The organism is Rhodococcus sp. SG20037, from assembly GCF_031763325.1.
GTDB lineage: Bacteria > Actinomycetota > Actinomycetes > Mycobacteriales > Mycobacteriaceae > Rhodococcus_F > Rhodococcus_F qingshengii.
Genome location: NZ_CP134497.1, coordinates 4,477,303 through 4,500,688, shown reverse-complemented (window position 1 = coordinate 4,500,688; position 23,386 = coordinate 4,477,303). Strand labels below are relative to the sequence as shown.

At 62.6% G+C, this 23,386-nt stretch carries 21 protein-coding genes and 1 tRNA gene; 11 read left to right on the top strand and 11 right to left on the bottom strand.

What is annotated here, in order from left to right; translation table 11 throughout:
- The first annotated feature begins 43 nt into the window (after positions 1-43).
- The gene (locus RHP72_RS20470; RefSeq protein ID WP_003945206.1) at positions 44-613 is read left to right on the top strand and encodes a DUF4245 domain-containing protein; all 570 of its coding nucleotides are present in this window, start codon (positions 44-46) and stop codon (positions 611-613) included.
- 21 nt (positions 614-634) lie between these two features.
- On the opposite strand, the gene RHP72_RS20465 is transcribed toward RHP72_RS20470, so the two are convergent.
- From RHP72_RS20465 to RHP72_RS20455, 3 genes are read right to left on the bottom strand one after another with little or no spacing between them, the layout of a single operon-like run.
- Positions 635-853 (bottom strand): exodeoxyribonuclease VII small subunit, encoded by a 219-nt coding sequence (locus RHP72_RS20465; protein ID WP_003945276.1) that lies wholly within the window; start codon positions 851-853, stop codon positions 635-637.
- Positions 850-2,115 carry an exodeoxyribonuclease VII large subunit gene (xseA, locus tag RHP72_RS20460; RefSeq protein ID WP_003945258.1) on the bottom strand — a complete coding sequence of 422 codons (1,266 nt, stop codon included), beginning with the start codon at positions 2,113-2,115 and terminating at the stop codon, positions 850-852. Before xseA ends, RHP72_RS20465 begins: the two co-directional genes overlap by 4 nt.
- Positions 2,112-2,711 (bottom strand): lipid droplet-associated protein, encoded by a 600-nt coding sequence (locus RHP72_RS20455; protein WP_134932325.1) that lies wholly within the window; start codon positions 2,709-2,711, stop codon positions 2,112-2,114. Before RHP72_RS20455 ends, xseA begins: the two co-directional genes overlap by 4 nt.
- Positions 2,712-2,864: 153 nt before the next feature.
- On the opposite strand from RHP72_RS20455, the gene RHP72_RS20450 reads away from it, so the two are divergent.
- Positions 2,865-3,878, top strand: coding sequence for a 4-hydroxy-3-methylbut-2-enyl diphosphate reductase (locus RHP72_RS20450; RefSeq protein WP_003945273.1), 1,014 nt, complete (start codon positions 2,865-2,867; stop codon positions 3,876-3,878).
- A 69-nt stretch (positions 3,879-3,947) separates the two neighbouring features.
- On the opposite strand, the gene RHP72_RS20445 is transcribed toward RHP72_RS20450, so the two are convergent.
- Positions 3,948-4,904, bottom strand: coding sequence for a DUF6542 domain-containing protein (locus tag RHP72_RS20445; RefSeq protein WP_042448843.1), 957 nt, complete (start codon positions 4,902-4,904; stop codon positions 3,948-3,950).
- 217 nt (positions 4,905-5,121) lie between these two features.
- Between RHP72_RS20445 and RHP72_RS20440 the strand changes: the two genes are divergently transcribed.
- Positions 5,122-6,297 (top strand): exonuclease SbcCD subunit D, encoded by a 1,176-nt coding sequence (locus RHP72_RS20440; RefSeq protein WP_311093755.1) that lies wholly within the window; start codon positions 5,122-5,124, stop codon positions 6,295-6,297.
- Positions 6,294-9,272, top strand: coding sequence for an SMC family ATPase (locus RHP72_RS20435; RefSeq protein WP_311093754.1), 2,979 nt, complete (start codon positions 6,294-6,296; stop codon positions 9,270-9,272). The genes RHP72_RS20440 and RHP72_RS20435 overlap by 4 nt, the downstream gene beginning before the upstream one ends.
- On the opposite strand, the gene RHP72_RS20430 is transcribed toward RHP72_RS20435, so the two are convergent.
- Positions 9,273-10,466, bottom strand: a complete 1,194-nt coding sequence (locus RHP72_RS20430; protein ID WP_065455435.1) for an AI-2E family transporter — start codon at positions 10,464-10,466, stop codon at positions 9,273-9,275.
- Between the two features lie 152 nt (positions 10,467-10,618).
- On the opposite strand from RHP72_RS20430, the gene RHP72_RS20425 reads away from it, so the two are divergent.
- Positions 10,619-11,023, top strand: coding sequence for a hypothetical protein (locus RHP72_RS20425; protein WP_003945253.1), 405 nt, complete (start codon positions 10,619-10,621; stop codon positions 11,021-11,023).
- Between the two features lie 6 nt (positions 11,024-11,029).
- On the opposite strand, the gene RHP72_RS20420 is transcribed toward RHP72_RS20425, so the two are convergent.
- The 3 genes from RHP72_RS20420 to RHP72_RS20410 all read right to left on the bottom strand — a co-directional run bounded on the left by RHP72_RS20420 (position 11,030) and on the right by RHP72_RS20410 (position 15,214).
- On the bottom strand, positions 11,030-11,239 hold the full coding sequence (locus tag RHP72_RS20420; protein WP_003945213.1) for a YbdD/YjiX family protein: 210 nt from the start codon (positions 11,237-11,239) through the stop codon (positions 11,030-11,032).
- Between the two features lie 2 nt (positions 11,240-11,241).
- Positions 11,242-13,524 (bottom strand): carbon starvation CstA family protein, encoded by a 2,283-nt coding sequence (locus tag RHP72_RS20415; protein ID WP_283376208.1) that lies wholly within the window; start codon positions 13,522-13,524, stop codon positions 11,242-11,244.
- A 112-nt stretch (positions 13,525-13,636) separates the two neighbouring features.
- Positions 13,637-15,214 (bottom strand): FMN-binding glutamate synthase family protein, encoded by a 1,578-nt coding sequence (locus tag RHP72_RS20410; protein WP_042449196.1) that lies wholly within the window; start codon positions 15,212-15,214, stop codon positions 13,637-13,639.
- A gap of 89 nt (positions 15,215-15,303) precedes the next feature.
- Here RHP72_RS20410 and RHP72_RS20405 point away from each other — a divergent pair, with 89 nt between their 5' ends.
- Together RHP72_RS20405 and ychF are read left to right on the top strand one after the other, a co-directional pair.
- On the top strand, positions 15,304-15,807 hold the full coding sequence (locus RHP72_RS20405; RefSeq protein WP_030536246.1) for a CD225/dispanin family protein: 504 nt from the start codon (positions 15,304-15,306) through the stop codon (positions 15,805-15,807).
- Between the two features lie 70 nt (positions 15,808-15,877).
- Entirely contained in the window at positions 15,878-16,957 is a 1,080-nt protein-coding gene (gene ychF / locus RHP72_RS20400) for a redox-regulated ATPase YchF (protein WP_054188760.1), read from the top strand.
- A gap of 211 nt (positions 16,958-17,168) precedes the next feature.
- Here ychF and RHP72_RS20395 read toward each other — a convergent pair whose 3' ends face one another.
- Positions 17,169-17,915, bottom strand: coding sequence for a hypothetical protein (locus RHP72_RS20395; protein ID WP_311093753.1), 747 nt, complete (start codon positions 17,913-17,915; stop codon positions 17,169-17,171).
- A gap of 594 nt (positions 17,916-18,509) precedes the next feature.
- On the opposite strand from RHP72_RS20395, the gene RHP72_RS20390 reads away from it, so the two are divergent.
- The 3 genes from RHP72_RS20390 to RHP72_RS20380 all read left to right on the top strand — a co-directional run bounded on the left by RHP72_RS20390 (position 18,510) and on the right by RHP72_RS20380 (position 20,642).
- On the top strand, positions 18,510-18,785 hold the full coding sequence (locus tag RHP72_RS20390; protein WP_311094887.1) for a tyrosine-type recombinase/integrase: 276 nt from the start codon (positions 18,510-18,512) through the stop codon (positions 18,783-18,785).
- Positions 18,786-18,822: 37 nt separating this feature from the next.
- Complete coding sequence (locus tag RHP72_RS20385) at positions 18,823-19,638, top strand: hypothetical protein (RefSeq protein WP_311093752.1); 816 nt, start codon at positions 18,823-18,825, stop codon at positions 19,636-19,638.
- A 119-nt stretch (positions 19,639-19,757) separates the two neighbouring features.
- Positions 19,758-20,642 (top strand): hypothetical protein, encoded by an 885-nt coding sequence (locus tag RHP72_RS20380; protein WP_311093751.1) that lies wholly within the window; start codon positions 19,758-19,760, stop codon positions 20,640-20,642.
- A gap of 118 nt (positions 20,643-20,760) precedes the next feature.
- Here the strand turns inward: RHP72_RS20380 and RHP72_RS20375 are convergent, their stop codons facing one another.
- Positions 20,761-21,723 (bottom strand): pseudouridine synthase, encoded by a 963-nt coding sequence (locus tag RHP72_RS20375; protein ID WP_311093750.1) that lies wholly within the window; start codon positions 21,721-21,723, stop codon positions 20,761-20,763.
- 188 nt (positions 21,724-21,911) lie between these two features.
- Between RHP72_RS20375 and RHP72_RS20370 the strand changes: the two genes are divergently transcribed.
- Positions 21,912-21,987 (top strand) — tRNA-His (locus RHP72_RS20370).
- Between the two features lie 296 nt (positions 21,988-22,283).
- On the opposite strand, the gene RHP72_RS20365 is transcribed toward RHP72_RS20370, so the two are convergent.
- Complete coding sequence (locus RHP72_RS20365; protein ID WP_179090764.1) at positions 22,284-23,381, bottom strand: glycerophosphodiester phosphodiesterase family protein; 1,098 nt, start codon at positions 23,379-23,381, stop codon at positions 22,284-22,286.
- Positions 23,382-23,386 lie beyond the last annotated feature (5 nt).

Genomic DNA, 23,386 nt, shown 5'->3' with positions numbered 1-23,386 from the left:
ACCGGGAATCGTATCTACTGCGCAGTACCTGGATACTGGGGGTGTGGCATCGAAGAAACCCCGCATTCTCGAAGACAACAAAGACATGGTCTGGTCTCTCGTACCGTTGGTGCTGTTCTGCATCATCATTGCGGGCATCGCCAGCCAGTGCACGTTCAGTCCTGGCGGCCCGACACAGGGGCCTATCCCGAGCGTCGACGTGGACGCAGCTCTGAACTACGACGCGAAGGAACTCGGATTTCCCATCCGTAATCCCGGTGTTCCGGACGGGTGGACTCCGAACTCCGGCAGTCGCAAGATCATCTCCGGCGACGGCGGCGGAGATTCGAGCACTGTGGGATTCATCACGACCAGTGGTCGCTACATCCAGCTGACACAGAGCAACGCCGAGGAATTCCCGTTGGTGTCACATGTTGCCGGTGGACAGCGATTCGCGACCGGAGTCGAGACCGTCGGTGCCGATACGTGGAACGTCTTCGGCGGCGAAGGTGTCGAGTCGATCTGGGTCACGGACGTCGGGGATGTTCGCCTGTTGCTCACGGGCGCGGCGACGCCGGAAGAGTTCCGGATACTTGCCGAGAAGGTCGGCGCAGCGCAGCCGATCACGCCATAGGATTTGCGGTCGGAGCGGACGCTACTCGTCCGCTTCGGCCAGAGCCTTTTCGACGCGGGCCCTCGCGCCGGCCAAGTGCTCTTCACAGCGCTTGGCCAACGCTTCGCCTCGCTCCCACAGTGAGAGTGACGCGTCGAGGTCCAGACCGCCCTGTTCGAGAATCTTCACGACGCTCACCAGTTCGTCCCGGGCTGCTTCGTAGCCGAGTTCGTTGATGTCGGTGTCGGTGGCGTTGCTCATTTTTCTCTTCCCATCACTGCGGCGCGAACGGCGCCGTCTGCAAGTCGAACTCGAATCTGGGTACCGGGTGGCGCGTCCTCGACCGAGCGCAGAACCTCCGGATCGCCATCGGCGACAACACGTTGCACGACTGCGTACCCGCGGGCCAGCGTCGCGGCGGGGCCCAGCGTGGTGAGCCGGGCGCGCAGATGCTCGATCGTTCGGGACTCGGAGTCGATCAACCGAGTCACATCGCGTCGCCCGGCGGCTTGGAGCCTTTCGACCTCCTCGGCGCGACGGTCCACCGCGAGCAGCGGCGATGCCATGACCGGTCGAGTGCGCAACTGTTCGATCAGATGAGACTCACGCTTGACCCAGCTGCGCAGTGCCGCAGCGCTGCGGTCACGCAGATCCGCAACCAGGGCAGCTTCCGCAACCGCGTCGGGTACGACGCGCTTGGCCGCGTCCGTGGGTGTGGCTGCGCGCAGGTCGGCGACGTGGTCACTGAGCGGGCTGTCCGGCTCGTGTCCGATGGCACTGACGATCGGCGTCGTGCAGGCCACGATGGCGCGGCACAGCGCTTCGTCGGAGAACGGCAGGAGATCCTCGACGCTACCGCCGCCGCGAGCGAGGATGATGACGTCGACTACCGGGTTGGCGTCGAGTTCCTTCAGCGCTTCGATGATCTGGGGAACAGCAGTCGGGCCCTGAACCGCGGTGTTACGCACTGCGATGGCAACTGCTGGCCAACGACGATGGGCGACTGAGACGACATCCTTCTCGGCCGCACTGGCTCGGCCCGTGATCAGGCCGATCGTGCCGGGCAGAAACGGAAGCGGCCGTTTGAGCCGCGGATCGAACAAGCCCTCGGCGGCGAGCAAGGCGCGCAGTCTCTCGATGCGGGCAAGCAGCTCACCGATACCCACGGCGCGAATCTCGGTGACACGCAACGACACCGTTCCGCGTCCGGTGTAGAACGAGAGCTTGCCGAACATCACGACACGCGAGCCCTCGGTCAACGGCACCGGGGAGTTGTGCAACAACTGCGGTGAGCACGTGATCGACAGCGACATGTCTGCCGACGGATCACGCAGGACGAGAAAGGCCGTTCGGGTGCCGGGGCGTGCATTGATCTGGGTGATCTGGCCTTCGACCCAGATGCTGCCGAGCCGATCGATCCAGCCGGCGACCTTGGCGGAAACCGTGCGGACCGGCCACGGCTGCTCAGCGCTGCTGGCGCCGGACGATCGCTGCGATGAAGCGGGGGGCGTTGCGGAAGTCACTTTGCCTTGGCTGTGGTGATGCGGTTGGTGAGCATGGTCTGGAACGGTGCCCGGGCGAGCGTCGCATTCTCGTAGTCCAGGACTGCGGTCAGCTCGTCGATGCTGAGCGTCCGGATGCGCGCACGGAGCTGTGCGAGTGTGAGGTTGGGGTAGTCGAGTTCGGTGACGATCTCGGGCTCTTCGGCAGGTCCGTCCGTCGTAGCTGCCGTGGATTCGGACTCGGCGACGGGTGCGGGTTCCTCGATGGGGGCAGTCGGCTCGAGCGAGTAGAGCGCGAAGCGACCGGCGTTGGTCGGGGTGTCAGCGGTGGTCGATCCGGTGGAAGACGTCGGGTCAGCAGGCGCGTCGACGTCTTCGTCGAAGACCGCCCACTCGGGCTGTTCGTCCTCGGAAGACCAGTTGATCAGTGCAAATGCCTGATCGCCCTTGATGGCCAACGAGGTGATCGACTGCTGCACGCGCATGCTTGTCTGCAGCATCTGGCTCACGGCGGTCATCGGCAGGGCGACGGCGGTGGTGGGCAACTTCTTTGCCTCTTCCATCGCGGTGACGGCGAGTCCCGCGGCAACGCGCGCCACGAACGGTGGTCGGATCATTCCCACAGCTTGCCGCAAAGCTCCGACAATCGGTAGCCGACTTGCCTGTGACGGCCGTACTCGTTTACTTCGGAACCTTCGATCGGAGCCCGAAACCGAGGTGTTCACGTTTGCCGGAGTGTCTCACGTTCGAGGTGCCAGTAGGCTGGTCACATGTCTTCGGCTGTTCCTCTCAATCTCGGTATCGCGCACTCGGCTGATTCGCCGTCCACCCGCAAGGGCAGCGCCAAGCGCGTGCTCCTCGCCGAGCCTCGCGGCTACTGCGCCGGCGTCGACCGCGCGGTCGAGACCGTCGAGAAGGCCCTCGAGAAGCACGGCGCACCCATCTACGTGCGTAAGGAGATCGTCCACAATCGCCACGTCGTCGAGACGCTCGAAGATCAAGGCGTGATCTTCGTCGACGAAACCGACGAGGTTCCCGAGGGATCGTTGCTCGTGTTCTCGGCGCACGGTGTGTCGCCGGCCGTCCACGACTCGGCTGCCGAGCGGAACCTGCGCACGATCGACGCAACGTGCCCCCTGGTCACGAAGGTGCACCAGGAAGCAAAGCGATTCGCCCGCGACGATTACGACATTCTGCTCATCGGCCACGAAGGCCACGAGGAGGTCGAGGGCACCGCAGGTGAGGCTCCCGATCACGTCACCATCGTCGACGGCCCGGATTCGGTCGACGCGGTCACGGTTCGTGACGAGTCGAAGGTCATCTGGCTTTCCCAGACCACACTGAGCGTCGACGAGACGATGCAGACCGTCGCGCGCCTGCGTGAGCGCTTCCCCAATCTGCAGGACCCGCCGTCCGACGACATCTGCTACGCCACGCAGAACCGTCAGGTCGCGGTCAAGGCGATGGCTCCCGAGTGCGATCTCGTGATCGTGGTGGGTTCGCGGAACTCGTCCAACTCGGTTCGCCTGGTCGAGGTCGCGCTCGGGGCGGGCGCTGCCGCGTCGTACCTGGTCGACTACGCCCGTGAGGTCGATCTCGCGTGGCTCGAGGGTGTCCAGACAGTCGGCATCACGTCAGGCGCATCGGTACCCGAGGTGCTCGTGCGCGGCGTGATCGAACTTCTTGCCGAGCACGGATACAACGACGTTCAACCCGTCACCACTGCCAACGAGACTCTGGTGTTCGCCCTTCCCCGTGAATTGCGAGCAGCGCGCACGTCCTGAAACAAGAAAATGCGGGGCACCTTCCATCTGGAAGGTGCCCCGCATTTTTGTGCTACCGGGCGCGTCTGTTCAGGGCTCTTCGCGATCGCGGTACCGAACTCGCGGCGGCGGATACGCGGGAAGATCGACTCCGGGTGGGCGGCGGCGAGGGGGCAGCGGCGGCGATACGTCGTCACCCGAAGCGAAGAAGGGCTCCATCCGCTCCTCACGTCTGGGCGACGGAGTGGGCTCGGGCGCCCGGCGGCGACCGTACGACGGGTAGTCGTCGTCTGCCACGGGCCGACTGTCGGGCTGGGGGCGACGCGTAGGCGGTTGGTGCGTGCGATCGACCCTGGGTGGCTGAGGGCTTCTCCGAGGCGGCAGCGGACGCTCGTCCTGGATCGGCTCGCGCCTGGGGGTGCTTCGGTAGGCGGGCTGCTCGTCCACCTCGGGGGCGCGGCGACGCGGGGGCCCGGGGACGGGCGCGTCCGAGACTCTGCGTCGACGCCCGGTCTCGGGTGCGGGTTGTTCTCGCGTGGCAGCTGCAGAGGAGTCACGAGTGGTGGCCGCCGAGCGGCGGGAGCGGGTCGAGCGCGCGGGTCCGGTGGGGCGCTGATTGAGCAGGAAGTATCGGAAGCCACCGATGATCAGCACGACCACGGTTGCGGCCAACATGATCGGAAAGCGGTTGACCAACGGATACGCGATGTTGATCGCGATATCGCGCAGCGCGGTGCTGTTGTCCTTGCCGATGAGCGTGTGCCCGATCGGCACCGCAGCGAAGAGCAGCAACGGCGGTTGGGCCATCGCGGTGAAGAGGGCCTTGTTCGAAGCGGCAACCACAGCGAAGAGACAGCCCAGGAAGTAGAACGTCGAGAACACCGCGGTGAGCTCTCCGCCGCCTCCGGTGGCATCGATCAGTACGCCGACGGCGGTCACACCGGCAGCAAGCAGGATCACTCCCCACCAGGGCAGGCCGGGGACGGTCACGATGAGCGATCGCTTGTCCAGCGGTACCCCGGAGCGAGCACGTTGGGTTGCAGACACATAACGACATTAGCGGTTCTTGCGTTGTCGGCCGAGTTTGTGCGGGTCGTGGCTGGCGCATTTATTGACGCGATGGCGCGATGGTTTCGGGTTCTTCGCCAAACGAACCGGACGGATTGTGTGCAGGGTCACCGGACGCTCGTGGGTTGGGGCACACCGACGAAGCCGTCAGCGTGGGAGATCGGCGGTGTCGGTGGGCTGCTCTACCGTCGGATTCATGAAGATTCTGCACACCTCCGATTGGCATATAGGTCGCACCTTTCACGGCGTCGATCTGTTGGCCGATCAGGCGAGTGTGCTCGGTTCCATCGCAGATTCCGTCCGCGAACACGGCGTCGACGTCGTGGTCGTGCCCGGTGACATCTACGACCGCTCGATTCCCAGTTCCGACGCGGTCACCGTGTGCAATCGAGGCTTCGAGGCAATCCGGGCGGCGGGGGCGGTCATCGTCGCGACGTCCGGCAATCACGATTCCGCGGTGCGGCTCGGAGCCGGGGCATCCTTTGCCGCTGCCGGCGGCTTGCACTTGATCACTCGCGTCGGCCAGATCGGTACTCCGGTGATGCTGAGCGATCAGTTCGGTCCTGTCGCCTTTTACGGGATTCCGTACCTCGAGCCGGAGATCACGCGCGTGGAGTTGGACGTGCCCCGGGCTCGTACTCATTCCGACATCCTCGGAGCGGCCATGTCGCGTGTTCGGCGAGATCTCGCCGAACGAACGGCTGCCGACCCCGCGACTCGATCGGTATTGCTCGCCCATGCCTTCGTCGTGGGCGGTGAGGCCTCTGAATCGGAACGCTCCATCTCGGTCGGCGGACTGGAGACCGTCGCAGTGGGCGAATTCGACGGCGTCGACTATGTCGCCCTCGGACACCTGCATTCTCCGCAGATGCTCTCGGAGAGTGTGCGGTACTCAGGTTCACCGTTGCCGTATTCGTTCGGTGAGCGCAGCCACCGTAAGGCGGCGCTGCTGATAGAACTCGACGCAGCCGGCCTGTCGTCGGTGCAGCGCCTGGATCTCCCGGTCATTCGGGGGCTGAGCCAGGTGACGGGAACTCTCGAGGAACTACTCGGTGAGTCGAAGTACACCGGTTCCGAGCAGTGCTACCTCTCCGCATTGCTCACTGATCCGGTTCGTCCCGTCGATGCCATGAGGCAACTTCAGGCGCGTTTTCCCTTTGCCGTTCATCTCGAATGGCAAAGGCCGGAAGGGCAATCGGATCTCAAGTACCGTGACGCGGTACGGGGTCGATCCGACATGGAGATCGCCCGCGGCTTTGTCTCGGCAGTGCGTAGTGACCCGTCCGAGCGTGAGGTCACGTTGATGGCCGAAGCGCTCAGCGCTGCCGCGCGCGCCGAGGAGTCCACGGTAGAACTGAGTGAAACCGCGTGAGGCTGCACAAACTCGAAGTCAGCTCTTTCGGGCCCTTCGCCGACACGGTCGAAGTCGACTTCGACCGTTTGGGTGCAGACGGGCTGTTCCTTCTGCACGGTGACACCGGGGCAGGCAAGACCACGATCCTCGACGCGGTTGCGTTTGCCCTGTACGGGCGGGTGCCGGGTACGCGCAACGAGGGCAAACGGCTACTGTCCGATCACGCGCCCGCCGGTTCGGTGCCGCGCGTGGAACTCGAAGCGACCATCAGTGGTCGCAGAATCAAACTTGTTCGTAGTCCAGAGTATTCGCGCCCGAAGAAGCGTGGCACCGGTTCGATCACCGAGAATGCAAAGGCCACACTGACGTGGTTGGACGGCCGCGGCGAGAATCTTTCGCGCATCCCTGACATCGGTGACGAGATCAACCGCCTCATGGGCATGAGCGCTGATCAGTTCTTCCAGGTGGTGCTCTTGCCGCAGGGTGAGTTCGCCAAATTCCTGCGTGCCGAGAGTGACGAGCGAGGCAAACTGCTCGAGCGTCTGTTCGACACCAAGCGTTTTGTCTCCGTCGAGGCATGGTTCGACGCCAAGCGAAAGGCAAGTGCGACCGCGCTCGCGGCCAGGGAGCAATCCGTGCGGCTGCTGCTCGCGAAGGTCGAGACAGCTGCGGGACTCGAGGTAGGCGCCGAGGCACACCCACTGGAATGGTCGCGCAAACTCCTCGCCGAGGCTCAGGACACCCGCGATACAAGTCTTGCGGAGCTGGTGACCGCGAAAGATGCAGCAGCCGAGGCTAATCGGGTTCTGTCGGCGGCGCAGCGAACCGCAGATCTGGTCGCTCGTCGTAATCGTGCGACCGCTGAACTCGCAGCATTCAATACGGGCGCCGCCCAAAGAGCTGTGATCGGCGCTGAACTCGAGACCGCCAAGCGCGCACTGCCGGTGGCCGCTGTCGCCGGCGATGTGGACGCTGCCGGCTTGCACCTCGCTGCCGCACTCGAATCGATGACCGCAGCGATGTCGACCTACTCCGCAACGGGCGGTCCGGAGATTTTCGTGCCGGAGGTGTGGCCACCCACCGACGACGAGCGTCAACGCGTCGTAGCTCGGATCCGGACCTGGCGTGACGAGATCGTTCGCCTGGACGCAATGGCGGAGGATGCTCGCAGAGCCGATGCGGCAGAAGCCGAGATCGAGAAACTCGGAGTTCGGCGAGACGCTCTGTCCGAGCGCATCGATGCCATCGCGGTTGAACGCACTCAACTGCCAGAAATGGTGCGCTCGGCCGGCCAACGACTGGAGGATGCGCAACGCGCGCACGCGGCTCTGCCCGGCCTCGAAGCTGCACTGGCCAAAGCATCGGATGCTGCGACAGCGGCTCATGAATTCGTCTCTCTGCGTGCGCAAGCCGAGAAGATTCGTGTGCAGGTGTTGGATGCGCGCGACGCCCATCAGAGTGCTCGCGGGCGCTGGCTCGACCTCGTGCAGAAGCGTATCGAGGGCATGGCTGCGGAGTTGGCGAGTTCACTCGCGCCCGGTGACCCATGCCAGGTGTGTGGTTCGCGTGAACACCCTGCGCCGGCGCAGTCTGATGTCGTGACGGTCACCGAGCCCGATCTGGAAGTCGCGTCCGCAGCCGAGCGTGCGGCCGAGAAAGCCCTGAGCAAGGTAGTCGACCGCCAGGTAACCGTCGACCGTGACATCGACCGGGTGATCGCCCGCGGCGGGGACGGCGACGTCGCAGAACTCGACAGGCTCCGCGCCGCGGCTCGGAACGCCGTTGACGAGGCGACCCACTCTGCCGGTCAGGTTGGAGGGTTGGCCGACAAGCTCGGGCATCTCAACGAGCGTGACGGCGAGCTGCAACAGGAATCCGCTTCTCTGACGGCCGAATTGGCGGCACTGACCGAGCGTACGACGACTCTGTCGGCCACGGTCGAGCAGATTCGAGCGGCGATCGTCGCTGCGGTGGGAGAAGATTCGACCATCGCTGCTCAGCGCTCGCGGTTCGAGAGGCTTGCCTCCGCTGCCTCGGCGGCGTCTGAGATGCGTGACGACGCCGTTCGTGCGCAGGCGCGATCGGCGGAACTGTCGACCAAACTGGCCGCTGCGGCGGCCGCTGCTGGATTCGATTCGGTCGAGGCTGCGATCGAAGGGGTGAGATCGCCGGCCCGAATCGCAGCGATCGAAACGGAACTCGCCAAAGCACGCGACCTCGAGGTGGCCGCTCGGACGGTCCTCGACGACCCCGAGGTCGTTGCGGTGAGCGAAGTCGAGACAGTCGACGTCGACGGTCCTCGCGAGCGTGCTCTTCAGTGCGCCGAGGTGGTGAACTCGGCTGTTGCAGCTGCTTCCCTGGCCGAGAACCGTGTGTCGGATCTCGAACGGTTCAGCGGACAACTCGAGAAAGCATACGAAGCGGTTGCACCTGAGCGGGAACTGCACGACGAACTCGCTGCCCTCGCCGACGTGATCGCCGGTAAAGGGCAGAACAGTCGCAAGATGTCGCTGAGGGCTTATGTACTCGCGTCGCGGTTGGAAGAGATCGCGGTGTCGGCATCGGTTCGGCTGCAGCGGATGTCCGGGGGCAGATACGAGTTCGTGCACAGTGACGAGGCAGGTTCTCGGGGTCGCCGCGGCGGTCTGGGGCTCGACATCCGGGACGACTTCACGGGTGTCGTTCGCTCGGCGAAGACGCTCTCGGGCGGTGAATCATTCTTGGCGTCATTGTCTTTGGCCCTCGGACTTGCCGATGTGGTTGCGGCGGAGTCCGGCGGAATCGTTCTCGACACGATGTTCATCGACGAAGGATTCGGCACTCTCGACGCCGACACCCTCGACTCGGTGATGGCTGTGTTGGACGAGCTTCGCGACGGTGGACGAGTGGTGGGCATCGTCAGTCACGTGGACGAGATGAGGCAGCGAATCCCGAGTCGCCTGCACGTCATTCGCGGACGTGCAGGCTCCTCGGTGAAGGTGATCGCGGGCTGATCAGGCCTTTTTGTTCTCTACCTCTGACTCGGCGTCGTCGTCTTGATCCTCGAGGATGTCCGACGCATCGCCGGCGGGCATCGGCTCGTTGTCGCTTGCGCGTTCGTCGATCTGCTCGCCGATGTACCGGATGACAACTGCTGCCACAGCGGCGACGGGCACTGCGAGGAAGGCGCCGACGATGCCGTACAGCGAGCTACCGGCGGCCACGGCAAGCAGCACGATGACGGCGTGGAGTTTCATCGACTTGCTCTGCAGCACAGGCTGAAGGACGTTTCCTTCGATCTGCTGAACGGCCAGGATGATGATCAACACGATGATGGCGGTGGTGAGACCGTTGGCCACCAGCGCAACCAACACGGCCAGGGCGCCGGCGACAAAGGCACCGACGATCGGGATGAAGCCACCGATGAACGTGAGAATTGCCAGCACCGGTGCCAGCGGGACCCCGAGTATCAGCAATCCGGCGCCGATGAAGACCGCGTCGATCAGACTCACCAGTGCTTGTGTCCTGATGAATCCGCCGAGCGTGTCCCACATGCGGGTGAGGACCTCTTCGAGATGCCGACCGGCACGGCCGCCGCCGACAGCGTGGAGCCAGGGGATGAACCTCGGTCCGTCCTTGATGAAGAAGAAAGCGAGAATCAGGACCAAACCGAGCGTGACCAACAACGAGCTCGCTGTGCTCACCCCGCTGAAAACGCCTGAAGCGATGGCGGTTCCACTTTCCTGCACCTTGGTGATGACGGCATGGACGGCGTTGTCGATCTGGTCGTCCTTCAGGTTCAGCGGCGGACCCTGGAGCCAGTCCTGAACCTGGTTGATGCCCTCGGTGGTCTTGTTCGCGAGCTCGGGGGCCTGGCTGACCACTGACGGAACGATGCCGGCGATCACACCGGCCAGGATTCCGATCGAGAGCACCAGGGTGATGCCGGCTGCCGCGGCCGGTGGCATACCGCGCTTGATCATGCCGCGGGTCGGCGGCCACATGACTGTCGCAACAACGATAGCCAGAGCCACCGGCAGGATGATGACCCAGAGCTTTTCGATCAGCCAGCCGAAAATCCAGGCGCCCAGCGAAATCGACGCCAACACCAACGACCATTTTGCGAGCCACATACCCCCTTGCCCGATGATCTCGCCGCGGTCGCGCTTGCGCACCACTGCGGACGTCCCCTTGTCTTGCTCGCTCACTGATCGTCCTTTCCGTCGGCGCAGGGATCTCCTCGCCGATGTGCGAATCCGGTGATCTAGCTGAGCTGATCGTAACGACTGCATGCGATAACTCGTGTGTTGCGCTGCAATACTGTGTTTTGAAGCATGCTGATCGGACTAACATTTCCGTCATGAGAATCGCAGCAGCAGTCGGGGCAGCAGCAATCGTCGTTCTCGGGCTCACCGCGTGTAGCACCGAGGATCAGGACAACGCGCAGAACAAGATCAGCGAGGCAGTCACGAGCGGGCAACAGGCGCTCGAGACGGCGAAACAGTCAGCGGGCAACGCCATCGATCAGGGCAAGACGGCGCTGTTCGTCGCCACGTTCCGTGGGGCTTACGCACCGTTGGCGGAGAACCGCGACGACGCAGACATCGAGGAGATCTTGACGACCACGTGTACCGAGGTCGCCAACGGCACGGACGAGGCGGAGGTCAAGACCAAGATCACCGACCTGGCCGAGAACAACGGCAACAAGCCCACCGACGAGCAGGCCGGCCACATTTACGAACTCGCGAAGGCCACCTGCCCCTGACCGGATTCAGCAGCAGCGGGCGCCTGGGTTGGCGTCGGCTGCTGCGTGTCGGCGGCGCCAGAACTCTCGTTCGCTGATCACCGGTGAGTCGGCGTGGTGGCGTCGGGTGTGCTCGACGTAGCGCTGATAGTCGAGATCACCCATCACCGAGCGAACCCACCACAGCGTTCCGCGGAACGCTGTGGTGAGTTTTGCCGTCATGGTCGCCGTCGTCATGGTCAGTGCCCACCTCCGTGTGCGGCGCCGGGCGCCCGGACTTTCCCGGCTTTGATCAGCTCGTCCCATTCTTTCTGGATTTCCTTCTCCGCGGGCGTCGGAATGAAGCTGGCGGGTCCGAAGATTTTCGACGGTTCTTCCGGGGACTCGGTGGTCGGCAGCCCGCCCGCTCGGATTGCCTTGGCACATACGATGATCCCGGCGATGACCACGACGATCACCAGTGACGCGAAGATGATCGACAACGTGCCCTGGATGAAGGTGTTGCGAATGACGGCATCGATGGCCTCCGGAGTCTTCGCGGAACCGTGCGCCGTCTCGCCGGCAGCCTTCGCGTCCTTGAACGCGTTGTGCTGAGCCCAGTACCCGATCGCGGGGTTGTCGGAGAAGATCTTCTGGTACGACGCGGTCATGGTTACGACCAGGTCCCACACCAGCGGCACGCCGGGAATCCAGGCCCATTTGAACAGGCCCTTCTTCATGACGATCGTCATGACCACCGTCAGCGCGATCGCGGCGAGTAGCTGGTTGGCGATGCCGAAGAGCGGGAAGAGTGTGTTGATTCCGCCCAGCGGATCGGTGACACCCATGAGCAGAATCGCGCCCCAGGCAGCGACGACGATCAGCGAGCACAGCCACGCGCCGATGCGCCACGACGGGTCCTTGAACTTCTTTGCCGGACCGCCGAAGTTGCCGAGCGAGTCGGAGAGCATGAATCGAGCGACGCGGGTGCCGGCATCGATCGTGGTGAGGATGAAGAGCGCCTCGAACATGATCGCGAAGTGGTACCAGAACGATTTCAGCGAGTCGCCGCCGAAGACGTCGCTGAGCACTTCGGACATTCCGAACGCGAGCGTCGGGGCGCCGCCGGTTCGCGAGATGATCGATTCTTCGCCGACGGCCTCGGCTGCCTGAGTCAGCACGTCCGGTGTGATGGGGGCAGTGCCGAGGGGCAGATTGTTGACGTATTCGGCTGCGGTTTCCGGTGTTCCACCGGTCAGTGCCGCGGGAGCGTTGAGTGCGAAGTACAGGTGCTGATCGAGGATGCAGGCGGTGACCAGAGCCATGATCGCGACAAACGATTCGGTCAGCATGCCGCCGTACCCGATCATCTTGGTCTGGCTTTCCTTCTCGAGCAGCTTTGGCGTCGTACCGGACGCGATCAGTGCGTGGAAGCCCGAGAGTGCGCCACAGGCAATGGTGATGAACAGGAACGGGAACAGTGAACCGGCAAAGGCCGGGCCTTCGCCGTTGGAGGCGAATGGCGTCACTGCCGGCATGTTCAGAGCGGGTCGTGCGACCAGAATTCCGATGGCCAGCAGCGCGATGGTGCCGACCTTCATGAACGTCGACAGGTAGTCGCGCGGTGCCAGGAGCAGCCAGACTGGCAGCACCGATGCGGCGAATCCGTACGCGATCATCAGCCACGCAATGGTGACCTTCGAGAGTGTGAACCAGTCTGCGCCCCAACCGGTATCGGCAACCCATCCGCCGGAGACGATGGCAAGGAGAAGCAGGACGACGCCGATCAGGGAGACCTCGGAAACCTTGCCCGGCCGCAGATACCGCAGGTACACGCCCATGAACAGCGCGATGGGGATGGTCATCGCGATCGAGAACACTCCCCACGGGGACTCGGCGAGCGCATTGACGACCACAAGTCCGAGCACCGCGATGAGGATGATCATGATGACGAACACGCCGATCAGTGCGGCGACGCCGCCGACAAGGCCGAGTTCTTCGCGGGCCATCTGACCGAGGCTGCGCCCGCGGCGCTTCGACGAGATCCACAGGACCATGAAGTCCTGCACCGCCCCGGCGAACACGACGCCGACGATGATCCAGATCGTTCCCGGAAGATATCCCATCTGCGCGGCCAACACGGGTCCGACCAGGGGGCCGGCACCGGCGATTGCCGCGAAGTGGTGACCGAACAGCACCCGACGGTCGGTCGGCATGTAGTCGGCGCCGTTCTCCATGATCTCGGCGGGAGTGGCGACGTCGTCGCGGGGTTTGACGATCTTGCGTTCGATCAACCGCGCATAGAAGCGGTAGGCAATCAGATAAGTGCAAATTGCGGCCAACACGAACCAGACGGCACTGATGTGTTCACCGCGGACGATCGCAATCATGTACCAGGCGCCCGCGCCGACCAGTCCGAGAACAAGGAAGACGACGCGCGCAGTCGTGGAGATGGGTGTTTTGTCGATGACGCCGACAGGTGGCAGGTCAGGATCGGTTTTCAGGTACTCGACATTTGGTTCCGGCGCAGTCGTCAAGCTCATCGTCGAACTCCGTCCACTAGTGCACGTGTGGCCGCCGTCACAGCGGGCCATCTGTCACTGTAGGACCAGAAGGGTGAATCCGCGCGATCTGAAACGCGGGAGTCGACCGACGTCAGAATCGGTGAGCGTCGGCGTCGATCCAATCGGTGAGCCAGCTCTGCGGCGGGGAGTCGAGCAGTTCGCCCGGCATCAGCCAGTCGAACAGGTCGGCATAGGTGCGAGTGGTGAGACCGTCGACGCGGCGGTTGAGCATTCCCGGTTGCAGTTGGTCGAAGGAATCGATGCCCATCGACGCGATCATCTGTTGCGCGCTGGCGACGGTTGCCTTCTGGAATCGGTAGACGCGCTCGCTCTTGTCGGGGATGTCGAGTGCGCGGGTGCGTGCCGGATCCTGAGTGGCAACGCCGACCGGGCAGCGGTTGGTGTGGCACATCTGGGCCTGAATACAGCCCACTGCGAACATCATTGCGCGGGCCGCCATCGTGAAGTCTGCGCCCTGGATGATGCGTTTGACGATGTCGGAACCGCTCGCCACCTTTCCGGAAGCGCCGACTTTCACGAGAGGGCGCAAACCAGTTCCCACCAGAGCGTTGTGCACCAGCATCAGGCCCTCGGTCAACGGCATGCCCATGTGGTCCTCGAACTCCACCGGACCTGCGCCGGTGCCGCCTTCGGAACCGTCCACGATGATGAAGTCGGGCGTGATACCGCGTTCGATCATCGCCTTGCAGATTCCGAGGAATTCACGACGCGAGCCGACACACAGTTTCATCCCGACCGGCTTGCCTCCAGACAGTTTTCGCAGGGTCGCGATGAAATCGACCAGTTCGACCGGGGTGCTGAACGCGGTGTGCGCGGGTGGCGAAATCACGGTCTGGCCGACGGGTACCCCGCGGGTTTCGGCGATTTCGGGGGAGACCTTGACTCCGGGAAGCACGCCACCCAACCCGGGTTTCGCACCTTGCGAGAGCTTGATCGAAATGGCCTTCACCTGATCGAGTCCGGCACGCTCGGCAAAACGGTCAGGATCGAATCGGCCGTCCTCGGTTCGGCATCCGAAGTATCCCGAGGCGATTTCCCAGATCAGATCGCCGCCGTGTTTGCGGTGATACGGACTGATCGCGCCTTCGCCGGTGTCGTGGGCGAAGCCGCCTTTGGCGGCGCCGGCGTTGAGGGCTTCGATTGCGTTGGCGGACAACGACCCGAAGCTCATCGCGGAGACGTTCAGGAGAGCGATGTCGTACGGCTTCGTGCAATCGCGTCCGCCGAGGCGAACTCGGGGAACGGTGTCGGGGGCGGTCCGTGCGCGAATCGAATGCGTCATGAACTCGTAGCCGATCGCATTGACGTCGCGCTCGGTCCCGAAGGGCTCTTCCGCCAGTGTTCCCTTTGCCCGCTCGTAAACCAGATCTCGCGTTTCGCGATCGAATGGCATTCCATCGGTGGATGATTCGACGAAGTACTGCTGGATCTCCGGTCGAATCTTCTCGAGGAGGAATCGCGCGTGCCCCAGGACCGGATAGTTACGGAGGATGCTGTGGGACTTCTGAGTGAGGTCGTAGGTGCCCATGGCCGCCAGCGCGAGTGTGACGACAGCGATCACCCACCATCCGGGCGAGGCGACAATTGCGAGCGCGGCGGTGCCGAGACCCACTATCCATATCAAGAGCACGATCAGCATCCGAGTCACCTCGAGAGCGTAGGCGCTCACTGTGACACGGCAGCGGTAAGTCTCCACTAGGTTCTGCGATAGAGAACCGAATCCGACTCTTTGGGGGAATGATGACCGAACCGCAATATCCGACCGACCCGCAGGATCCGAAGGAGCAGCAGTATCCGGCGGGCCAGCAGTATTCAGCCGGTCAGCAATATTCAGCAGGCCAGGAATATCCGACGGGCCAGCAGTACCCGACCGACCCGCAGTACTCAGCCGGACAGCAGTATCCGACCGGTCAGCAGTACAGCGCAGCCCAGCAGTACAGCGCTGCTCCCACGTACGCGGCGCCTCAGTACGGTCCGCCGAAGTCCAACGCGGGATGGGCCGTCGCGTCGATCATCTTCTTCTGGCCTATCGCGTTCGCCGCGTTCAACCATCTCCACGACATCTACCCGAAGTGGGCGATGGGCGATCACCAGGGCGCGCAGTACGCGTCCGAGCGGGTGAAGAAGCTCGGGCAGATTTCGCTCCTGATAGCCGTCATCTGCTGGGTGCTGTTCATCGCGTTCTACGTGATCTTCCTGGTTGCGATCGTGTCGTCCGTCGATTCGTATACCTACAACTGATCACCTGCCGCGACGTGACGGTGGGGCGAGTACCCGTCACGTCGCCGCGAGGCCGTAGAATCCACAGACCGTGAGCCTTACCCTCGGAATCGTCGGACTGCCCAACGTCGGCAAGTCCACCCTTTTCAATGCACTGACCAACAACGACGTGTTGGCAGCGAACTACCCGTTCGCGACCATCGAACCCAACGTCGGTCTGGTCGAGCTGCCCGATCCGCGGCTGCAGAAGCTCGCCGAGATCTTCGGCTCCGAGCGCATCCTCCCCGCGACCGTGTCGTTCGTCGACATTGCCGGCATCGTCAAGGGCGCGTCCGAGGGCGCAGGCCTGGGTAACAAGTTCCTGGCCAACATCCGTGAAGCGGACGCCATCTGCCAGGTAGTTCGCGTCTTCGCCGACGACGACGTCATCCACGTCGACGGCAAGGTCGACCCGGCCTCCGATATCGAGGTCATCGAGACCGAGCTCGTGATCGCCGACATGCAGACTCTCGAGAAGGCTCTCCCGCGTCTGGACAAGGAAGCTCGCAAGAACAAGGAGCTCAAGCCGGCCCACGACGAGGCACTCAAGGCTCAGGCATTCCTCAACGAGGGCACGACGCTCTTCAGCGTCAAGGACAAGCTCGATTTCTCGTTGCTGCGTGAGCTGAGCCTGCTCACCACCAAGCCCTTCCTGTACGTCTTCAACGCCGACGAGTCGGTGCTCACCGACGAGGCGAAGATCGCGGAACTGCGCGCTTCCGTCGCTCCTGCCGACGCCGTGTTCCTCGACGCGAAGGTCGAGCAGGAACTGCTCGAGCTCGACGAGGAAGATCGCCAGGAAATGCTCGACTCCATTGGTCAGACCGAGCCCGGCCTGCACGCTCTCGCGCGCACCGGCTTCCACACTCTCGGGTTGCAGACCTACCTGACGGCTGGTCCGAAGGAAGCTCGCGCCTGGACGATCCACAAGGGTGACACCGCGCCCCAGGCTGCCGGCGTCATTCACACCGACTTCGAGCGTGGCTTCATCAAGGCTGAAATCGTGTCCTTCGACGATCTCGTCGAGGCGGGTTCCATGGCCGCGGCCAAGGCTGCCGGCAAGGTCCGCATGGAGGGCAAGGAATACGTCATGGCCGACGGCGATGTGGTGGAGTTCCGCTTCAACGTTTAGCAGTGCTGTGTTTCCCAGGTGGGCAGTGCGATCCTCCGGCAAGAATGCTGGGGAGAGTACGTTTTTTGTCATCCTGTGTTCGCTTCGTGCGCACCCCGTATTAGCCCTGAAACGCCTCGCGATGGGGCTAGAACCGGGCTAGCAGCACCGACCTCGAATACGAAAGAACCCCGCCGTGAGTACGGCGGGGTTCTCTTGTTGGAAGGCGTACTTACTGGGCTGCGGCTTCGCGGTTGACGATCACCACGATTGTGTTATAAGTCAGCGACATACCGAGGGATGCCGTCATGCAGCCAGCTGACGGTGTTCTCGACATCTCACACCTAGCATCGGTGTACTTATCGTGGTCGTCCTTGTAGCTGTCGATTGAACCCAGGAGGTCGGACCTGGCTTTGCTCTTAGGAAGCTCCTCTGCATCGCGTGCGAATGAATTGATCCCTGCGTTCTGAAGTCCGAGGCACACAACGTACGACGACGCCTTGGAGTCATTGCCACAATCCATGCCGAGGAACTTGGAGTATTCGCTCTGGAGATACTTCCAATTGATCACGCCGGTTTCCGCGACCGATGCTTTGGCTGCGGACGTCGCGGTAATGTCGGCGGAGTTCTGTATGACCGATGCGTGGTATTTCTCCCAAGTAGGCCCGCTGCACTCGTCAGGGTTCACATTCGCGTCGTAAACCGATTTATCAGCGAGAATCGCGTCGAGTCGCCGCTGTGCATCCGCACGTTGCTCGGCCGACAGAGACTTGTCCATTGATTCCCTGAGCGTCTCACTCTGCCTCAATTGCCGCTCACCCATTCCCTGATACGCATCACACGCTCTCGCGCGGAGAGAGGCGTCCTCGGCGACGGTCTGAGTGGGGGCTGAATTGACATCATTCGCGGTTTCACTCCCACATCCAGCGAGTCCGCATATAGCAAGGGCAGCAAACGCACCCGCAAATAATCTCTTCATTCTGACTCCTGATGTGAAGAGCCCAGCGGAATCACCGGGCGATAATGCCAGAATTGAACCATGCGTCCGGTTTTAGTCGAGCGATTGGGATGGAGGGAAGTAATCGTCGCGGGCGTATCGCTCGGAAATGCCTGTGCAGTTGTGCGCAGCGGGCTGGTGGTTACTGGCCTGCAATGCCTTTTAGACAGGCCTACCGAGTATGTGACCGGGTTGGCCGTGCCGGGTGCGCGCACCCGGCACAAACGTCAAGCGTTATCGCTTCAATTTCGTGCCTGCGGCAGCTTTGCGGTTTGGGTTCGGCTTGGCCGTGAAGGTTAGTGGGCGTGATGTCGAAGCGGCGGTTGGGCTTGCCGTGAAATCCCACGACGCCCTTGACGACCACGCCCCGGCCCTTCGGCGTCTTGAACTCAGCGCCGACGCGAATGCGCTTGTATTCGCTACCCTGGTCGACGGCGAGGTTCTTGGAGAGGGAGCCCGGCGCGTAACTGTTGCCGATACCCCTCGCCACCTTCTTCGATCCGATCGTCGTCGCAGTCCTGGTTGCAGTGCGAGCGCCTTTAGCGGTAGAGGCGATCTTGGGGCCGCGACTTCTACCTGACCTACTGGAAGAAGGCCGTTCAGCTCGCGGGATTACCGAACAAGCTCCGCGCACACGACCTCCGTCATACCTGCGCGGCCTTGCTGATCGCGGCCAACGTGCCGACCAAGGCGATCCAGGCACATCTGGGGCACACATCGTTCAAGGTGACGATGGATATTTACGGTCACCTGTATGAGAACGTTAGCGACGCCGTTACCGACGCAATGGGCGCTGCATTCGCGGCCCCGCCCATGCCGAAGCCGACGAACGTACGACAGATGTGGAGTTAGTGCCCGATGTGTCGGTGTTCACCGCTAACTTGAGGGCATGACGTGGCAGCGGCTCTCGCAGAGAGCGAGTGGAACTCGACCGGACGGCCCGTACGAGGGGGTTCCAGACCATATTTCTGGTCCGCTAGGCGACTGGCTTTTTGAAATTCTGCAAAATGCGTCAATTGCGTCGACGGTTGCTATTCAGCTTCGCGTGGGTATGTCGTCCGGACTTCCAGAGTTTAAGGTGGCCAGACTTTTGGTAGCAGCTGCCTCTGGGGATCAAAACCTGTGCTTGGACATGGCGGATGCGGTACTGCACTTCGTGGGCAATTATGGGGGTGCAGCGGACAGACTCCGATTGATCCTTGCTCTGGGAGCATCTGTTTGGACGGTCGCTGATGGCGATGATTCATTGATGTTGGTGGTGCAAGATGAGACCCAAGCTGCTTACGAGCAAGCAACGTCCGTTCATGACGACGCGTCTGACGAGCTGCGCACCGCGTGGGCGAACGCATTCGGCCGCAATGGCGATCCTTCGGACGCCTGGGATCACGCGATCAAGGCCGTCGAGGACATTTTGATACCTGTTGTTCTGCCGAGTAAACCGAAGGCAACGCTAGGACAGGTACTTCACGAGTTGGAGAACAGGAAGACCTCGGGGCTGTGGCAGATGATCTTGCCCGGCGCTGACAAGTCTCGCGATGTTGCGCCCTTGGTCGCGATGTTGCGCCTCATGTGGCCGAACCATGATCGGCATGGAGGAATCATGGCAAAGCGCACGCCGTCTGAGGCGGAAGCGCGCGCAGTGGTGGCGTTGGCGGCGACAATTATGCAGTGGCACCGGGAATCCTGGGTTGTTCAGAAACGGTAGCTACGCCGCAGTGCATCTTTTAGGTACTTGCCTATACTCCTCGACAGTGTCGGAGGCAGAAGAGCGCCAGTGGTTGACATCGTGGTGAATTGGTCGGGCTGGCGATCTACCCTTAGCGGATGAGCGAGATACACGCCGACGGTGACCCCGCACCACTGCATCGGCTGTTTAGCGGATTCTCAGTTTTTGAGAAGTCCGAAAAGGCAATTCAGCCGGAGTGGCAGATGCTCGACAGAGTTATGGGAATTATCGAACATGGACTCAGATTCGCGAGCAACGCGATTGACCTGCGTGCGGCGTTTGCCAACGAGGTTGCCGCCCTCTGTTGCCTGATTAGGGCATATCAGGGCCTCCAATCGGGTGCCCAATTGGCGGCAACTGGCTTCTATACAGATGCTCGTGCCGTAATCCGAGGAGCATACGAGTCGGGAGGTCTGTCGCGGATGCTGGCTCATGACGTGCCTCTGGCAGAAAGGTGGCTGCGCAAGGCGGAGTGGGTTCCAGACCGCGCGTCGCGAGACTTCGCAGTGGCACTATCCGGTGGTGACGAGGAAGCTAAGATTCCATATCAGCAGTATTACAAACACGCGAGTGCTTACGCACACCCTTCGGCAAAGAGTTCACTACCGTTTTTGTTCACCCCGGACGCAGAATTTCGCCCTCGTCCCTATCCAGTGTTCGACGAAGATGAACTGCGCGCAGTAGTTTATGAGTTGACAGCTGAGGCGATATTTGTGGCGTACTGCTTCCGGAATGCTATGGCGAACGACGAGATTATGGACCCCCGGTGGCATCAAGATCTTGCCGATGTTGCTCGCGCTTTCACCGGAGGGCCGATGGAACACCTTGAGGCAGACTGGGAAGCGAAGCAAAGGAATTATGAGGACTTTCAAACCTTCGTTCGCCCTGCCGAAGAAATCGACGAGTTTTTGCGTGGCCACCCAAACGCCGTGAACAACGTGATTGCGCGGGCACGCAATGAAGACCCGGACGTCGCACTGTAGGTGGGGCTGGAGCGGGGCTAAGACCAACGCAAAAAAACTGTATTAGCTCAGGTAGATAGCTGTGTTGGGTGCGTCGCTAGGGTTCCGCTTCAACGTCTAAATCCGCGGCTTCTGGTCGTCACCCCACGGGCATCTCGCTGAGCGTCCGACGGGTGACGAACCGCCGCGCTCTCCCCGACAGCGGGTCGGTGAATTCGAGTTCCCTCGCGAGCAATTGGAGTGGGAGAGAATGATCGTCCGGGGCGTCGGGAAGCAGGTCGGGGTATCGCCGGTCGCCCAGGATCCCGGCGCCGAGAGCCGCCAGATGCACCCGTAACTGGTGCATCCGTCCGGAGCGCGGACGTAGAACCGTGTGCAGCACAGCACGTCCGGAGGCACTCACGCCCATCCCTCGCGCCTCGATCATGGTCTCGGAGTTGGGTTCACGGCTGTCGTCGACGACGACTCGCAACTCGCCGCGTCGAGCTTCGATGTGGTTGCGGTAAACGAGAGGGACGTCGAGCGCTGGTGCATCCCGGCCCCGCCGGGTCGGTCGCGCCGACACCGCCTCGTAAACCTTCGTGACCTGACGCTTCTCGAACAGTGACTGGTACGCGCCGCGCGTCGCGGGGCGGGCCGAGAACATCACCACCCCTGCGGTGCCGCGGTCGAGTCGATGGATCGGGGTCAGATCTGGGTTGTCGAGACGAACCCGCAGGCGGATGAGCGCCGACTCACGCAGGTATCGCCCGCTCGGAGTGGTCGGGAGAAAATGTGGCTTGTCGATGACGACGAGATCGTCGTCGGTGTGCAGGATCTCCTCGTGGAACGGCACCGGGTCCTCCGCCGGCAACTCGCGGTAGTACCAGACGAACCGGTGCGCGCTGAGTTCTGTGTTCAGGCAGATCGAGTGGCCGTCGGTATCTACGAACTCGCCGTCGTCGAACCGCCGATACAGGTTCTCGGCGTCCAGATGGTCGAACTTGGCTACGACGTACTCGGCGATCGTCGCCCACGGCCCAGAGAGCGGGATGCGTAGGCGCGTCGGGCCAACCCCGTTCTTGACGGGCAGCGGTGGGGACATGGACACGCAGGTCATCATCCCATCGACTACTGGTCAGCGGTGATTCGGTGTGGCCTCGACGGGGACGTCCCCGCGGGGACGCGGAAACCGAACTCGCAGCGGTGGTCGGTGTAGATCGTCTACTCGAAAATCAGTAGCGCGGAAGAGATGCGGGCCCGTATGGTTCGGCAGAGAAAGATCGCAGTCGAAAAGCACTGCGGGCCATACCTTCTGTAGCTCAATTGGTGAGAGCACCCGACTGTGACTCGGGCGACGGCGGATCGTAACCGCCCAGAGGGACCAGCTCAGATACGGTTGAGGTCGGGCCTCTAGGCGCAGAGGCCGGCGGCCCTTTGCCTGCACAGTTGTCGAACGAGCCTGAGCCGGTATTCCCTGAATCGCCGGACAGCATTCCAGTCGCCGGCCATTTCCGCGTCGGCAAGTAGGTATTCGCAGTTGTCCAACTGATCCTTCAAAGACATCATCAGAATTCACCTCCGATCACCCGAGCAAGTACCTGTCCAGGATGCGGCCGACGGGACCCCGGGGACATCGGCCGTAGTACCTGTTCAGGTACCTGCTTCGGTGCGCGGTGGAGGCTACTTCTTGACCGCAGGTGCAGGTAGTGGCATGCCTCGCTCGGCCAGAACGGCTCGGAGACGATCGGGGTAGTCGGTGATGATCCCGTCGACACCGAGGTCGATCAGGGCGTGCATGGTGGCGGGATCATCGACGGTCCACGGGATGACCTTCATGCCACGCGCATGTGCGCTCGCGATCATGTCGGCTGTCGGATAGAGGGTGAAACCGGGATCCCCGACCTTTCCGCCCTGCGGAGTTCCTTGGACGGGGGAGTAGGCGGAGGCACCAAAGGTTGCTACCGCCGCGATGCCGTCGCCACCGAAATCATCGATGTCCAGACCGCCGAGCCACGGTGACGCTCCGTCCTTGCCTACCTGGAGAAAGTCGCCGTTTGTGAGCGCAACGACGGGGACACTCGGCGCGAGTTGACGGGTGAGCATGAGCGAGCCCCAGTCGAAGCTCTGAATGGTGACGCTGTCCAACAATCCGGCTGCCCGGATCGTATCGAGGACTACAGAGACGAACTGCTCACGCGGGGCGGTCTCGTGAGGCGCTCCCGCTTCCACCTTGGTCTCGATGTTGAGCTTGATTCCGGGTGCGTTGTACGACTTCACCAGGGCAAGCACTTCTTCGAGCGTCTGCATTTTCGCTCCCGGAACATTCTGCTGTTCAGGGTATCCGGCAAGGGGGAGAGTGCCGCAGTCCATGGTCTTGATCTGCTGCAGGCTCAGCGTGTTGACGAATTTGCCGACGTACGGGAACTCCGGGTCACCCGCAGTTGCGGGCTCGGTGTCGAGGCATTTCTTGTTCGAGATCTTACGATCGTGCGTGACGACAGCGATCCCGTCCTCGGTGATCTGGGTATCGAGTTCCAGTGTGCTGACGCCCATTTCGAGGGCATTCGCGAACGCGGCCAGGCTGCTTTCCGTGTACAGGCCGAGCCCGCCGCGGTGGGCTTGGACGTCGAACGTCGAAACCGGCTGGGGCGCTGAACTACCGAACGAACCGGACCAGTCGAGACTGCCGGTTGGCGATGCGGCGGCCGGGGCCGCCAGGGCGGTGAGGGGGAGTGCGACGGTCACGGCGGCGCACGACAATATTCTGCTCAGTTGCATGAAAG

What these genes read in the sequence shown, in the direction of transcription:
- RHP72_RS20375 (WP_311093750.1), bottom strand. Translation starts at nt 21,723, where the DNA reads ATGATGACCTGCGTGTCCATGTCCCCACCGCTGCCCGTCAAGAACGGG.
- RHP72_RS20465 (WP_003945276.1), bottom strand. Translation starts at nt 853, where the DNA reads ATGAGCAACGCCACCGACACCGACATCAACGAACTCGGCTACGAAGCA.
- RHP72_RS20365 (WP_179090764.1), bottom strand. Translation starts at nt 23,381, where the DNA reads ATGCAACTGAGCAGAATATTGTCGTGCGCCGCCGTGACCGTCGCACTC.
- RHP72_RS20405 (WP_030536246.1), top strand. Translation starts at nt 15,304, where the DNA reads ATGATGACCGAACCGCAATATCCGACCGACCCGCAGGATCCGAAGGAG.
- RHP72_RS20455 (WP_134932325.1), bottom strand. Translation starts at nt 2,711, where the DNA reads ATGATCCGACCACCGTTCGTGGCGCGCGTTGCCGCGGGACTCGCCGTC.
- RHP72_RS20425 (WP_003945253.1), top strand. Translation starts at nt 10,619, where the DNA reads ATGAGAATCGCAGCAGCAGTCGGGGCAGCAGCAATCGTCGTTCTCGGG.
- RHP72_RS20415 (WP_283376208.1), bottom strand. Translation starts at nt 13,524, where the DNA reads ATGAGCTTGACGACTGCGCCGGAACCAAATGTCGAGTACCTGAAAACC.
- RHP72_RS20420 (WP_003945213.1), bottom strand. Translation starts at nt 11,239, where the DNA reads ATGACGACGGCGACCATGACGGCAAAACTCACCACAGCGTTCCGCGGA.
- RHP72_RS20450 (WP_003945273.1), top strand. Translation starts at nt 2,865, where the DNA reads ATGTCTTCGGCTGTTCCTCTCAATCTCGGTATCGCGCACTCGGCTGAT.
- RHP72_RS20395 (WP_311093753.1), bottom strand. Translation starts at nt 17,915, where the DNA reads ATGAAGAGATTATTTGCGGGTGCGTTTGCTGCCCTTGCTATATGCGGA.
- RHP72_RS20380 (WP_311093751.1), top strand. Translation starts at nt 19,758, where the DNA reads ATGAGCGAGATACACGCCGACGGTGACCCCGCACCACTGCATCGGCTG.
- RHP72_RS20440 (WP_311093755.1), top strand. Translation starts at nt 5,122, where the DNA reads ATGAAGATTCTGCACACCTCCGATTGGCATATAGGTCGCACCTTTCAC.
- RHP72_RS20385 (WP_311093752.1), top strand. Translation starts at nt 18,823, where the DNA reads ATGACGTGGCAGCGGCTCTCGCAGAGAGCGAGTGGAACTCGACCGGAC.